The organism is Micromonospora foliorum (assembly GCF_022229015.1).
Lineage (GTDB): Bacteria > Actinomycetota > Actinomycetes > Mycobacteriales > Micromonosporaceae > Micromonospora > Micromonospora foliorum.
This window is the reverse complement of the sequence record NZ_JAKKFF010000068.1, coordinates 23,875-37,488: the sequence shown is the minus strand read 5'-3', so window position 1 is coordinate 37,488 and position 13,614 is coordinate 23,875. Positions and strand designations below refer to the sequence as shown.

Here is a 13,614-nt window from a genome sequence, read left to right as displayed (position 1 = left end):
CGGCGCGGGCCCGCGCCGAGGCCGAGCGGGCCACGGCGATGACGCGGCGGGCGCCGCCGAGCAGGGCGAGCTGGACGGCGGCCTGACCGACCACACCTCCGGCTCCGAGCACGACGACCTGGTCGCTGGCTGCCAGGCCGCCGGCGTCGGTCAGCGCCGCGTGCGCGGCGACCGCGGAGAGACCGAGGGCCGCGAGAAGGGTCAGCGGTACGCCGGCCGGCAGCGCCACCACGTCGACGGTGGGCACCGTGACTGTGCTCGCCATGCTGCCGTCGACACCGGAGCGCATCCCGGCCGACGTGCCGAACCAGACCGGAGTGCCGTCGGGGAGCCGACCGACCCCCTGCACGCCTGGCACGTACGGGGTGCTCGGCGGGCCGAAGTAGCTGGTGCCGCTGGCGCAGAGCACGTCCAGCGGGGTGATCGGCACGGCCTCGACGGTGACCGCCACCGTACCGTCGGCCGGCACGGGCGCCGGCCGCTCGGCGATCGTCGGCGGCTCGCCGCAGGTGGTGAGCAGGGCCGCGCGGATCACGTCGCGATGTCCGGGTAGGGCATCGAGAAGTGGGCCAGCCGCGCGCCGTAGGACTTCTGGTATTCCAGCGGCTCGGTGTTGTCCCGCTCGAAGAGGGCGATGAAGAGGGTCAGGGTGAGGAACGGGTGCGCGCCCAACTCGAAGAGCTTCACGTGGTCGTGGGTGGCCAACGCCTCGCGCTCCACGTCGTCGAAGCGCAGCCAGGTGCTCGCCTCGCCGGTGTGGCAGTTCAGCACCGTGTTGGCACACTCGGCCTCCCACCAGGCGACCAGCTCGCGCGGCTCGCTGCGGTAGCGCTCGACCAGCTCCGGGTCCCGGTCGACCATGAAGAGGAACTTGTTCAGCAGATATTTGCTCATGCCGTCGGCGCTCCGTTCGGGTACCAGGTGAAGTACGCCTCCATGGTGTGGAAAAGGTCGAGGGTGTCGACGTAGTCGGCCTTCACGCCGGCACCGGCCACGCCCATCATGAGCATGAAGTCCATGAAGCCGTGGGTGGCGTTGCCCGGTGAGTGCAGGCTGTCCAGGGTGACCTCGCGCAGGCACTCGTCCAGGTCGCCGTTGGCGATCCACTCGACGGCCCGCCTGTCGAACTCCGGGTCCGGGCCGTGCGGGCCGAACTGCCGGGGGCCGCCCAGCTCCAGCGAGAGGTGGCCGGTGCCGATGACGGCCACCCGCAGGTGCGACGGCCACGATTCGACGATGTCCCGGATGCTCTGGCCGAGCTGGACGAAGCGCTTCGGCTGCGGCAGCGGTGGCGCGAAGATGTTGGTGTAGATCGGCACGATCGGCAGGTCGGCCTCGGGCCGTAGCGTGATGATCGGGCAGGTGATGCTGTGGTCGATGCGCAGCTCGTTGCTGAACGCGAGATCGAACCCGGCGTCGAGCCCGGCCCGCAGGATGTGCCCGGACAGGTCCTCCTGACCCTTGAGCAGCATCCGGGGCAGCCCGAACTCGCGCTCCTCGTTGTACCAGTTGGCGTCGTAGTGGGGCGCCTTGCCGACCAGGAACTGCGGCATGTTGTCCAGCCAGAGCTGGTGGAAGTGGTCGGAGCCGACCATCACCAGCACGTCGGGTCGGGCCCTGGTCAGCGTATCCCGGAACGCCAGGATCTTGCGGGTCCACTCGTCGGCGAACGGCGGTCGATCCTCGCCGGTGGCGGTGCTGGCCCGGTAGTAGAAGGGGTGGTGGGTGGAGGCGATGACCGCGACGATGGAGGCCATTCCCGCTCCTTTCGGGGGTGGAGGAGGAGATCAGGGTTCGTAGACGGCGTTGCGGTCGACGGTGCGGTAGATGTCCATGCCGAGCGGCCGGCGTCGCTCCTCGGCAAGGTGCCCGAGCAGCCCCGCCGCACGGGCCAGCAGGGCGAAGCCGCGCAGCATCTCGACGGGGAGCCCGAGGTCGGCGAGGGCCGCCCCGCAGACTCCGGCGCCGTTGAGCGGCAGGGTGCGGCCGAGCACCTGCGGGTGTACGCGTCCGATCGCCTCGAACAGCCGCAGGTGTGGGCCGTGCAGACCCTCCTCGGTGGCGATCCGGATCAGGACGGGGGTGCGCGGGTCCTGCTCCTTGTGCACGGGGTGCCCGAGCCCGGGGACCAGCCGGCGTTCCTGTTTGGCCCGGGTGACCGCGTCGAGCGCCACCGCGTCGTAGTCGGTCACCTCGCCGGCCTGGGCGAGCGTGTCGGCGAGGAAGCGTCCACAGTCCTCGGTGACTCCGAGGAAGCGCGAGCCGCCGCCGAGTAGGCCGGCGGCGAGCGCGCCCTGCAACGACTCGGGCGCGGACAGGTACGTCAGTCGGGCGGCGATCGCCGTCGGGGTGAAGCCGTGGTCGGCGAGTGCCACCAGCACCGCCTCGAAGACCCGTACCTCACCCGGGGTGGGGCGCCGGCCGGCGACCAGCCAGTACGCCAGCTCGCCGAAGCCCACCGTGCCCATCAGGTCGGCGGCCAGGTCCTGCCCGAGCAGGGAGATGGTGGTCGGGTCGGAGGTGCCGATCCCGGTGGGGAAGCTCAGTTCGTCAGCCACGCGCGGATCTCCTCGCCGTGTTCGTCGAGCCCCGGCGGCGGCAGTTCGTACCGGGCCGGGGTGTCGGAGAAGGTGATGGGGTTGCGGACACCGGGCACGTCTCCGACGGTGACCACCGGGTCGAGCCCCAGCTCCTCGGCGAGCGCCACACCACCGTCGATGGTGTTGATCGGCGCGCAGGGGACGCCGGCGGCGAGCAGGTCCCGGAACCACTCGTCCTTGGTCCGCTTGGCGAGGCGTTCGACCAGCAGCGGCCGCAGTTGTTCGCGGTTGGCCGTGCGGTCCTGGTTGCGCCCGAAGCGCGTGTCGTCCGGCAGGCCGGGTAGGTCGAGCACCTGGCAGAGCTTGCGGAACTGCCCGTCGTTGCCGGCGATGACGATCAGCTCGCCGTCGGCGGTGGGCAGTGGCTCGTACGGGAAGAGGCTGGGGTGCGCGTTGCCCATCCGGAACGGGACGGTGCCGCCGGCGACGTAGCCGCTGGAGTGGTTGACCAACCCGGACAGCGCCGAGCTGAGCAGATTGACCTCGACGTGCTGGCCTCGTCCGCTCTCGCCGCGGTGGTGCAGCGCGGCGAGGATGCCGATGCTGGCGTGCAGCCCGGCCATCACGTCGAAGACGGAGATCCCGGCCCGGTACGGCGAGCCGTCCGGGTCGCCGGTGAGGCTCATCAGGCCCGAGATGGCCTGCACCATGAGGTCGTAGCCGGGGAAGTCCCTACCCGCGCCGGTGCCGAAGCCGCTGATGCTCGCGTACACGATCTTGTCGTTGGTCGCGGTGACGGTGTCGTAGTCGAGGCCGAACCGGGCGAGGCCACCGGGCCGGAAGTTCTCGATCAGCACGTCGGCGCGGCGGGCCAACTCCTGCGCGGCGGCCAGGTCGTCGGGCTTCTTGAGATCCAGGGCGACCGAACGCTTGTTGCGGTTGATGCCGAGGTAGTACGTCGAGACCCCGTCGCGGGTGGGCGGCATCCAGGTGCGGGTGTCGTCGCCACCGGGGCTCTCCACTTTGATCACCTGGGCGCCCAGGTCGGCCAGGAGCATCGTCGCGTACGGCCCGGCGAGGATCCGGGAGAAGTCCGCGACGAGCAGGCCGGCCAGTGGGCCTGTCGAATGCTGCACCATGTTTCCGCCCGTTCTGCGGACACCTGTCCGCCGGGACAGCTTGCGGCACCGTACGGTGCGTGTCAACGGTGCGATCATCGCGCGGGACCGCGCTCTTGACACGAATCGTGACCGGGACCACACTTGCGCCACTCGGGCTGGCCGCACAGCGGACAGCGGTCCGGATTTCCCTCGTACTCCGAAAGGAGGGTGGCGAATGAGCGCAACCGACCGGCCGGTGGTCTTCCGTAACGGCCTGGTTCTCACCATGGACGACGCGCACACGGTGCTGCCCGGCGCCGACGTGCTGGTCATCGGCGGGCAGATCGCGCAGGTCGGCGTCGGCCTCACCGCACCCGACGACGCCCTGGAGATCGACGCCACCGACGGCATCCTCATGCCCGGCATGGTCGACACCCACCGGCACCTGTGGCAGACCGCGATGCGCGGGTACGGCGCCGACTGGACCCTGACCCAGTACTTCGTCTGGTACTACCTCGAGTCGGGCAGGCTGTTCCGGCCCGAGGACGTCTACGCCGGCAACCTGCTCGGCGCGATCGAGGCGATCGACGCGGGCGTCACCACCACCGTCGACTGGTCGCACGGGTTGCAGACACCCGAGCACGCCGACGCCGCCGTGGACGCCCTGGAGGCGGTCGACGGACGGTTCGTGCTGGCCTACGGCAACATCCAGCAGGGGCCGTGGGAGTGGGCCACCTCGCCGGAGTTCCGCGACTTCCACCGCCGCCGCCTCGACGGTGGGAAGCTGGCCGGCTTCCAGTTGGCGTTCGACGTCACCGGCGACCCCACCTTCCCGGAACGGGCCGCGTTCGAGGTGGCCCGCGAGCTGGGCGCCGCGGTGACCACCCACGCCGGCGTGTGGGGCGCCACCAACGACGACGGCATCAGGCTGATGCACGAGAACGGGTTCATGACCCCGTCCACCGTCTACGTGCACGCGGCGACGCTCACCCAGGACTCGTACAACCGGATCGCCGCGACCGGCGGCTCGGTCTCCGTCTCGACCGAGAGTGAGCAGAGCGCCGGCCAGGGTTACCCACCCACCTGGCAGCTGCGCCACCACGACATCCCGGTGTCCCTGTCGATGGACACCAGCGTGTGGTGGAGCGGCGACCTCTTCTCCGCGATGCGGAGCACGCTCGGCGCGGACCGCTCCCGGGAGCACCTGGAGGCGCACGCCAAGCAGGAGACCATCACCCACTGCCACCTGCGCGCCGAGCAGGTCGTCGAGTGGGCCACCCGGGGCGGCGCCCGCGCGCTGGGCATGGACGCCACGATCGGCGCGCTCACCCCCGGCCGTCAGGCCGACGTCGTCCTGATCAAGAACGACGCCTCGCCGGTGATGTTCCCGATCCTGAACCCGCACGGTCACGTCGTCTTCCAGGCCCAGCGTGCCGACGTGCACACAGTGCTGGTGGGTGGCCGGGTCGTGAAGCGGGACGGCCGCCTCGTCGGCGTCGACCTCGCCGCCGCGCGGGCCAGGGTGGCTGCGACCATCGACCACCTGCGCGAGACGATGGGGGAGGAGGCGTGGCAGCGGGGCATGAACCCGGACGTCCCCGAAACCGCGATCCTGGAGAACCCGTACCAGTACACCGAGTGGGACGCCGGGTCGGCGCAATGGAAGCATTAAGGACATGAGTGACAACGGAAGGGGCGCCGGGCCCGACTTCATCGAGGCTCTCGCCCGTGGCCTCGACGTCCTGCGCTCCTTCCGTCCCGCCTGCCCCTCCATGACGCTCAGCGAGCTGGCCGCCGCCACCGGCCTGGCCCGTCCCACCGTCCGGCGCATCCTCATCACGCTCGAATCGCTGGGCTACGTCCGCGCGGCCGGCCGCGGCCACACCCTCACCCCGCGCGTCCTGGAGCTGGGGATGGCGTACGTCAACGCGCTGAACATGTGGGACGTGGCCCGACCGCACATGGAGAAACTCGTCGCGCAGACCAACGAGTCGACCTCGATGGCCCAGCTCGACGGCAGCGACATCGTCTACGTCGCCCGGGTGGCCGTCCCCAAGATCGTCACCCTGGGCGTCACCATCGGCACCCGCTTTCCGGCCCCCGCGACGTCGATGGGCAAGGTGCTGCTCGCGGCCCTCCCACCGGACACGCTGGCGACCGTTCTCGCCGAGCCCAGCCGCTCCGGCATCACGCCGCGCTGGCAGCCCGCACCGGGCGACCTCGACGCCGTGCTGCGTGAGGTCCGGGCCAAGGGCTGGGCGCTCGCCGACCAGGACCTGGCGCCGGGCATCCGGTCCGTCGCCACCGGCGTACGCGACGGCGACGGGCAGGTCGTCGCCGCCATCAACGTGACAGTGCACGCCGCCGAGACCTCGCTGGAGACCCTGCGCGAGGAGCACCTCCCGAGGCTGCTGCGCGCGGCCGCCGACATCGGGCACGACTGGGCGCTCACCGCCGCCGTACCGGTGGTCACGGCCTAGGCGTTACTGCCGATCATGTGGTTGATCGTTGACGATGTGCCGGTGGTGCGTCCTGATGAGCGGACCGATCAGGCATGCGGTGATCGCGCCGCTGCTTCCGGAGCCCGGTGGTGACCGGCACCGTAGGCACTAATCCAGGCTCTTGCCGAGGGAGAGACCGGCGCTGGTGTAGCCGTGCCGACTGTAGAAGCGCACCGCATCGACATTGCGGTGGTAGATGCCGGCCGACAGGTACAAGATCCCCCGGCCGGTTGCCCACCGTTCGGCCGCCAGCAACAACGCTGATCCCACCCCAAGTCCCCTGGCGTCGGGCAGTACCACTGTGTGCACCTGCGCCGAAGGCTCAGGACGCAGGATCCGATGCTCCGGCGGATCGGAGTGCACTAACACCTCAATCATCCCGAGCACCCGGCCGTCATCAGCCTCAGCGACGAGAACACCATCTCGACCCGCCTCGTCGGTCAGCATGGCCGTGAAGTGGCGAACCACCGCCTCGCGCTGGGGAACGCGGTAGGTGCCGGCGTCAAGAGCGAGGTGCGCCTCGGCGTTGGCCAGACGCAACTCCACCAGTGAAGGGACATCCGCCAAACTCGCTGGCCGAACCGTCAGCTTCGTGTCCTGCATCATCCCGATCCTAAGGTCGACGCAGCCACCTTGGCGCCCCGACCATGATCGGCAGGACGAGACCTAGGCGAGCAAGACCTCACGCCGACGGATCGTCCGGGGCAACGCCGACACCGGACCGGATGTCATAGTGCCGCGATGAAGGCGGACCTGCACAGTTACTTGAAGGGCGGCCGCGAGTCGCTGCTGTGGAAGCTCGACGGGCTCGGCGAATACGATATTCGACGTCCGTTGACCCCCACCGCGACCAACTTGCTCGGTCTGGTGAAGCACTCGGCGGCCATGGAGATCCTCTACTTCGGCGTCGTGTTCGGCCGACCGTTCGAGCAGGAGCTGCCGTATATCGGCGACGGGGCGGAGACCAATGCCGACATGTGGGCGAGCGCGAGGGAGACCCGCGAGGAGATCGTCGCACTGTACCGTCGCGCGATCGCCCACGCCGACACCACCATCGATGCCGTTACGCTGCATGAGGTAGGCCACGTGCCGTGGTGGGGCGACGCTGCGGTCACGTTGCACCACGTCCTGGTCCACGTCATCGCGGAAACCCAGCGGCACGCCGGCCACGCTGACATCGTGCGTGAACTCATCGACGGCACGGCCGGGCTGCTGCCCAGGAATGACAACCTGCCCCCCGTGGACGAGTCATGGTGGCTGGACTACCGCCAGCGAGTGGAGCAGGCTGCCCTCGACGCCAGCAAGCGCAGCAGCTAGTTCTCCGCCGGCCATGGCAGCCAGATCGCCGGCGTGCCGCCTGGGCCGGGGCTGGCGCGGATCGATCATGATAACTGAAAATGTCGTACACCTGTTCTAGATTCGGGTCGTGGTCGAAGAGTTGACGCAGGCAGAGGGTGCCATCGCGGCCTGTGCCGATACGGCCACCTGGGCACAGGCCGAGGGCGAGCTGATCGCCGCGCTCGACACCGCGTACCGCATCGAGCAGCGTCTCGCCGCACTGAAGCTGGCCCTGATCCGTGAGCTCGACGGTCGGGGCACCGCCACCGCGCAGGGCGCCTCCTCCACCGCGGTCTGGCTCCGCGAACGCTTACGCCTCACCATCCCGGCCGCCCGCCGCCTCGTCGACCTCGCAGCCGTCCTGGACACCGGCAACCCTGAGGTACGCCACGCACTGGCCGATGGCCACATCACCGTCGAGCAGGCCCGGGTCATCGCCGACACGGTCGACAACGTGCAGACCGCCGCCGGTCCCGAGGCCGCTGACAAAGCCCTCGGAGTGCTCGTCGAGTGGGCCGGGCAATTCGATCCCACCCTCTTACGCAAACTCAGCACGCGCATCCTCGACCACGTCGCACCCGACATCGCCGACGCCGCCGCCAAAGCCGCCCTGGATGCCGAAGCCCGCCGCGCCACCCGCGACCGTCACCTCACCCTCTCCACCCTCACCGACGGCCGCCTGCGACTCACCGGCGTCCTCGACACCGAGACCGCCGGGCTGCTCCGTGCCGCCATCGACCCACTCAGCGCACCCGCGGGCCCTGACGACCAGCGCTCTCCCGGGCAACGCCGGCATGACGCTCTCGGTGACGTGTGCCGCCTCGCCCTGCGCACCGGCGAGTTGCCCGAGCATGGCGGTGATCCCGCCCAGATCGTCGTCACCACCAGCTACGACGGGCTGACCCGGCAACTGGGCAGCGGCACCCTCGACACCGGCCTGCACCTCACCCCCGAGGCCGTGCGCCGTCTCGCCTGCGACGCCGCCATCCTTCCCGCCATCCTCAGCGGAGCCGGCCAACCACTCGACCTCGGCCGACAACGTCGTCTCATCACCGGCCCTCTCCGGCGAGCTCTGGTGCTGCGGGACGGAGGCTGCGCCTTCCCGGGCTGCGACCGACCACCTCGCTGGTGCGACGCCCACCACCTCCACCACTGGGCCGACGGCGGCGACACCAGCCTCACCAACGCCGTCCTGCTCTGCGGCCACCACCACCGGCACCTGCACCACAGCGACTGGGCCGTGCGATTGGCAGGCGACCGCCACCCCGAGTTCGTGCCACCGGCCTGGCTCGACCCCGAACAGGTCCCCCGCCGCAACCACTACCACCGACGAACGTGAGCACCACCAGCACACAACGATCATTCCGGTCAGCAGACCGATCGAGGAGCCAGCCCAGCACGCCCCAATTCCAGGCGGCCACCGACGCGAGGAGAGGCGTGTGACCAAGGCCCCACTCCGGCTCAGCTGTCGAGACGGTGAGAGGCGCGCGGCCAAGGTCGGCACGCGCGACTCCGCCTCAGCGACCGAGGCGGTGAGAGGCGCGCGACCAGGACTCGGCACGCTGGTCGGCCGCGATCTCGTACCCGATTCCCTTGTTCGCGCCGGGGACCAGCGCGATCTTCGTTTCGACCTCGCCGCTGTGCCGGTGGACGCGCCAGCCGATCCCCGGCCCTCACCGCGCTGATCCGGACCGCAGCCCGCCTCCAGCTCGCGGTGCTGCCGGCTGATCGCCACCCCGACGAGCGGCTGTAAATGGGCGGCCGTTCGGATACGCGGCCGGCCGGTCACGAAATCCGGCGGCGAATCGTCACAACCGGCGGTTAGTCTGCCTCCGCGCGTCGCTGCCCGGCACGTCGCGCCCCCGCGCCCGGTAGGCGCGGCGTCGCCGCCACCGCCCACCATCGGCCGGCTCAATCGACTTCAGGAGAGTTTGTGACACAGCAATCCATCGCGACATCGGACAAACTCGACGCTGCGGTGCTCAAGGTGGCGGGCGTCGTCGTCCTTGGCGCGATCATGTCGATCCTCGACGTGACGGTGGTCAGCGTGGCGCTGCCCAAATTCCAGAGCGAGTTCGACGCGTCCTACGCCCGCGTCGCCTGGACCATGACCGCCTACACCCTCGCCCTCGCCACCGTGATCCCGCTCAGCGGGTGGGCGGCGGACCGGTTCGGCACCAAACGGCTCTACATGGTGGCGCTGGCCCTGTTCACCATCGGGTCCGGCCTCTGCGCCATGGCCGACACCATCGGTGAGCTGATCGGCTACCGGGTCCTGCAGGGCCTCGGTGGCGGCATGCTCATGCCGCTGGGCATGACCATCATGACCCGGGCGGCCGGGCCGCACCGGATCGGCCGGTTGATGGCGGTCCTCGGCATCCCGATGCTGCTGGGGCCGATCGGCGGCCCGATCCTCGGTGGCTGGCTGATCGACACCGCGAGCTGGCACTGGATCTTCCTGATCAACCTGCCGATCGGCGTTGTCGCCCTGATCTACGCGCAGGTCGCGCTGCCGAAGGACGCGCCCGAGCCGTCCGAGTCGTTCGACTTCGTCGGCATGCTCATGCTCTCGCCGGGCCTCGCCCTCTTCCTCTACGGCGTCTCGTCCCTGCCGGAGGCGGGCACCTTCGCCGAGGCCGAGGTCTGGGCCCCGATGCTTGTCGGCGGCGCGCTGGTGGTGGCGTTCGTGCTCTACTCGTTCAAGCCCCGGCACCCGCTGCTCGACCTGCGGCTGTTCCGCAACCGCAGCCTGACCATCGCGTCGGTGACGATGTTCGTGTTCATCATCGCGTTCATGGGCGCCGGCCTGCTGTTCCCGAGCTACTTCCTCCAGGTGCGCGGTGAGTCGACGCTGGCCGCCGGCCTGCTGATGGCCCCGCAGGGCATCGGCGCGATGATCACCATGCCGATCGCCGGCACGCTGGCCGACCGGGTGCCGATCGGGCGCACCGTCCCGTTCGCGCTGGGTCTCATCGTCGTCGGGTTCTTCGGGTTCACCCAGGTCGACCCGCAGACCTCGTACTGGCTGCTCGGCGGGTCGCTGTTCGTGATGGGCCTGGGCATGGGCGGCACGATGATGCCGATCATGACGTCGGCGCTGCGGACATTGTCGGCCAACGACGTGGCCCGCGGCTCGACGCTTGTCAACATCCTCCAGCAGATCGGCGGCTCGGTCGGCGCCGCCGTGATGTCGGTGATCCTCACCAACGAGCTGAACGGCTCCCGGCCGATCCCCGGCCTGGTGGACGAGAGCGGCAAGCCGGTCACCGAGGCCGGGCTGGCCATCGCCTCCCAGCAGCGGCCGGAGCTGCTCCAGCAGATGCCGGTGGACCCGTCGCTCATCGAGCGCGGGCTCGATTTCGCCGCCAAGTCGTTCGCCAGCACGTTCTGGGTCGCGTTCGCATTGGTCGTGCTCACGATCATCCCGGCGGCGTTCCTGCCGCGCCGACGTCAGCCGGCGCAGCTCGACGACCCGCAGGGCGAGCAGGTCAAGACGCCCGTCGTCATCCACTGACCGACCCCGCCGCGCTCAGCACCTCAGGTGCCGAGCGCGGCGGGTACGGGGTCAGCGCAACGGACCGTCGCCGGGCCCGTCCGGGTCCTCGACCACGTGGATCGCCGCTTCCTCCGCGCTGGCGGCACCCGCGTCGATGCCGGCGTCCCACGCCACCGACTCGGCCTCGTCGTCCTCGCGGACGCCCTCGTCGTAGGAAACGAGCCGACCGGCGCGCGCCTCCGCCTCGTACCCCCGGCGGGTCAGCTCGTCCTCGTCGTCGCCACCCTCGGCGTACGGGTCGACATCCGGCACCTCCTGGGCGAGGTGTTGCTCCAGGGACTCGCCCGCCCGCTCCTCGGCCGGCGTGGTGCCGAACCGGTTCGCCGCAGTCCAGTGGTCCTCGGCGATGATGCCGGTGTCGAGGGGGTCGCCGACCCGGTCGTCGTCGAGGGTGTCGGAGGCGTCCAGGACGCCGTCGTCCTCGGCCACGTTCCACTCGTCGACGGAATCCATCCGTTCGGTCTGGCTCACGGCGGTCTCCTCTTCGTCACGGTGCAGCAAAGCGCTCAGCCTATGACCGTGCAACGCGCCCGCCCCCCGAGGCCTGCCCGCTGTGACGTACGGACCTCGGGGCACGCGGTGCCGCGGTGGGTCAACGCTTCAGCAGCTCCGCCACGGCGTCGGTGAACTCCACCGGCTGCTCGATGTGCGCGAAGTGTCCGCTTCGCTCCAGCGTCACCAGCCGCGAGTCCGGAAGCCCCGCGTGCAGCTGCTCGGCCCAGCGGGGACCGCAGATGAAGTCGTACGCCCCGACGATCACCACGACCGGCACGGTGATCTCACCGAGGTTTGCCCGTACGTCGAACGGCGTGGGGTCCTGAGCGCCGGCCGGCGTCGACCAGATCCGGACGGCGGCCTGGAACGGGGCGAACTCGTCCTGTCGACCCCAGAAGTCCGCGAAGTACACCGGCAGGGCGGCGCGCAGAGCGGCCCCCAACGACTCGTCGTCCGTCGTGCCGCCGATCTGCCCGAAGGCGGCCGGCACCGCCGCCGCCTCCGGCCGGTCCGGGTGCCGCTGCGGGTAGGCGGCGAGGCCGGCCATGGCCTCGGCCCAGAACTCGGCGCCGGTGACGGGTGAGGTGTCGTACAGGGCGAGGCCGGCGACCCGGTCCGGGTGCACGAGCGCGTACCGCTGGACGACGAAACCGCCGTGCGAGTGCCCGAGGAGGTACACCCGGGGTTCGCCGAGGTGCTCGACGACGGCGTGCAGGAACCGGACATACGTGTCGAGACGGTAATCGTCGGGGTTGTCGAGCTGCCCCGACGCTCCCGTGCCCACCGGCTCGACGTAGACCATGGTGAAGTGCGCCTCAAGGCTGGGCGTCCGCAGGTACGCCCACTCGATGCCCGGGCCGCCGGAGTGCGCCACGCAGACCGGGCCGGTGCCGGCGACGTGGTAGACCTGCCGAACGCCATCCACGGTGAACGTGTGGGCACCGGGTGCGAGGGCGCTGACGTCGTGGCTGGTGGAACCCATGAACTATCTCCCGATCCGAGACCCGCGCGGCGTCCGCCGACACGGCGACTGGTGCATGACGCGGACCAGATGCACGGGTCGAGGGGAAAGTTCGCTCGGTCGGGAAAGTTTTCTCAGACCCGCGCCGGGACGGGGTGGAAGAGGGTGAGTTGGCGTACCCGGCCCTCGCGCAGCACCTGCAACCACAGCGCCGCGGGTGGGCAGTGCTCCGGGTCGTCGGGCGGGCTGATCAGGTCGGTCTCCCAGATCAGCACGTCGCCGCTGGCCACCACGTTGCGCAGCCGCTGACGGACCCCGGCGGCCAGGTCGCGGTTCATGCCGTTGATCGCCAGGTCACGGCCGCCGCGCGGGCCGCCCGGCACGACCATCTCGGCGTCCGGCCACCAGCTCGCGCGCACCACCCGCTCGAAGTCGCCGTCCATCGCCGTGGCGATCATGTCGCGGCCCTCCCGCCACCGCGAGTCGTTCGAGGTGGTGACGTCCGCGTGCGCCGTGCTGGCCGCCGTCCGGAGGTCGCCGGCGAGCGCGCGGCGGGCGTGGCTGAGGCGACTGCGGACGGTGCCGACCGGCACGCCACACACGGCCGCGATCTGCTCGTACGAGGACGCGTCGCTGAAGTACCGCAGCAGGGTGACGAGGCGGTCAGGTTCGGACAGTTGCCCGATGGAGTGCCACACCCAGTCGCGCATCACGGCCCGGTCCAGTGCCTCCTCCGGGGTGGGTGTGTCGGCGGGGCCGGCGAACCACTCGGGTTCGGCGACCGGGACGGCTCTGGGCCCGCGCAATGCCATCCGGCTGTTGTTGCGGACGATGGCCCGCAACCAGGGGCCGACGGCGCTCGGGTCGCGGACCTCGCCGATGCGACGCAGGGCGATGACCATGGTGTCCTGCACCGCGTCCTCGGCGTCCGGCCCGTAACCGAGGACGCTCACCGCGACGGCGCGCATCCCGGCCTCGTGCCGAGCCAGCAGCGCCCCGAGCGCGGCCGCGTCTCCCGCCTGCGCGAGCATGACCAGCTCCGCGTCGCTCTGCGTCACGCCCAGTTCCTCCCCGAAAAGCCTGTTCTGAACGCTTGTGCTCCATCAAGCGTACGGCGGACCGG

At 70.5% G+C, this 13,614-nt stretch carries 14 protein-coding genes; 5 read left to right on the top strand and 9 right to left on the bottom strand.

The window, feature by feature from the left end; all coding sequences use genetic code 11:
- From PSH25_RS06145 to PSH25_RS06125, 5 genes are all read right to left on the bottom strand, one after another.
- A partial coding sequence (locus PSH25_RS06145; RefSeq protein WP_502361344.1) for an MDR/zinc-dependent alcohol dehydrogenase-like family protein occupies positions 1 to 535 on the bottom strand: 535 nt, incomplete at its 3' end.
- Positions 532 to 894 (bottom strand): hypothetical protein, encoded by a 363-nt coding sequence (locus PSH25_RS06140; protein ID WP_112672887.1) that lies wholly within the window; start codon positions 892 to 894, stop codon positions 532 to 534. The genes PSH25_RS06145 and PSH25_RS06140, both read right to left, overlap by 4 nt.
- Entirely contained in the window at positions 891 to 1,757 is an 867-nt protein-coding gene (locus tag PSH25_RS06135; protein WP_238658083.1) for a DODA-type extradiol aromatic ring-opening family dioxygenase, read from the bottom strand. Before PSH25_RS06135 ends, PSH25_RS06140 begins: the two co-directional genes overlap by 4 nt.
- A 30-nt stretch (positions 1,758 to 1,787) precedes the next feature.
- Positions 1,788 to 2,558, bottom strand: a complete 771-nt coding sequence (locus PSH25_RS06130) for a citryl-CoA lyase (protein ID WP_238658082.1) — start codon at positions 2,556 to 2,558, stop codon at positions 1,788 to 1,790.
- The gene (locus PSH25_RS06125; RefSeq protein ID WP_238658081.1) at positions 2,543 to 3,679 is read right to left on the bottom strand and encodes a CaiB/BaiF CoA transferase family protein; all 1,137 of its coding nucleotides are present in this window, start codon (positions 3,677 to 3,679) and stop codon (positions 2,543 to 2,545) included. Before PSH25_RS06125 ends, PSH25_RS06130 begins: the two co-directional genes overlap by 16 nt.
- 196 nt (positions 3,680 to 3,875) lie before the next feature.
- Between PSH25_RS06125 and PSH25_RS06120 the strand changes: the two genes are divergently transcribed.
- Complete coding sequence (locus PSH25_RS06120; protein ID WP_238658080.1) at positions 3,876 to 5,312, top strand: amidohydrolase family protein; 1,437 nt, start codon at positions 3,876 to 3,878, stop codon at positions 5,310 to 5,312.
- Positions 5,313 to 5,316: 4 nt separating this feature from the next.
- Positions 5,317 to 6,120, top strand: coding sequence for an IclR family transcriptional regulator domain-containing protein (locus tag PSH25_RS06115; RefSeq protein ID WP_238658079.1), 804 nt, complete (start codon positions 5,317 to 5,319; stop codon positions 6,118 to 6,120).
- Positions 6,121 to 6,249: 129 nt separating this feature from the next.
- On the opposite strand, the gene PSH25_RS06110 is transcribed toward PSH25_RS06115, so the two are convergent.
- Entirely contained in the window at positions 6,250 to 6,744 is a 495-nt protein-coding gene (locus PSH25_RS06110) for a GNAT family N-acetyltransferase (protein WP_238658078.1), read from the bottom strand.
- Positions 6,745 to 6,882: 138 nt separating this feature from the next.
- On the opposite strand from PSH25_RS06110, the gene PSH25_RS06105 reads away from it, so the two are divergent.
- From PSH25_RS06105 to PSH25_RS06095, 3 genes are all read left to right on the top strand, one after another.
- Positions 6,883 to 7,458, top strand: coding sequence for a DinB family protein (locus tag PSH25_RS06105; protein ID WP_238658077.1), 576 nt, complete (start codon positions 6,883 to 6,885; stop codon positions 7,456 to 7,458).
- Positions 7,459 to 7,567: 109 nt separating this feature from the next.
- Positions 7,568 to 8,818: an HNH endonuclease signature motif containing protein gene (locus PSH25_RS06100; RefSeq protein ID WP_238658076.1), complete on the top strand. Its 1,251-nt coding sequence runs from the start codon at positions 7,568 to 7,570 to the stop codon at positions 8,816 to 8,818.
- 594 nt (positions 8,819 to 9,412) lie between these two features.
- Positions 9,413 to 10,993, top strand: a complete 1,581-nt coding sequence (locus PSH25_RS06095; protein ID WP_238658075.1) for a DHA2 family efflux MFS transporter permease subunit — start codon at positions 9,413 to 9,415, stop codon at positions 10,991 to 10,993.
- Between the two features lie 51 nt (positions 10,994 to 11,044).
- On the opposite strand, the gene PSH25_RS06090 is transcribed toward PSH25_RS06095, so the two are convergent.
- From PSH25_RS06090 to PSH25_RS06080, 3 genes are all read right to left on the bottom strand, one after another.
- On the bottom strand, positions 11,045 to 11,506 hold the full coding sequence (locus tag PSH25_RS06090; protein ID WP_238658074.1) for a DUF5709 domain-containing protein: 462 nt from the start codon (positions 11,504 to 11,506) through the stop codon (positions 11,045 to 11,047).
- 121 nt (positions 11,507 to 11,627) lie between these two features.
- Positions 11,628 to 12,512 (bottom strand): alpha/beta fold hydrolase, encoded by an 885-nt coding sequence (locus PSH25_RS06085; RefSeq protein WP_238658073.1) that lies wholly within the window; start codon positions 12,510 to 12,512, stop codon positions 11,628 to 11,630.
- A gap of 113 nt (positions 12,513 to 12,625) precedes the next feature.
- The gene (locus PSH25_RS06080) at positions 12,626 to 13,549 is read right to left on the bottom strand and encodes an RNA polymerase sigma factor (RefSeq protein ID WP_238658072.1); all 924 of its coding nucleotides are present in this window, start codon (positions 13,547 to 13,549) and stop codon (positions 12,626 to 12,628) included.
- Between the last annotated feature and the right edge of the window lie 65 nt (positions 13,550 to 13,614).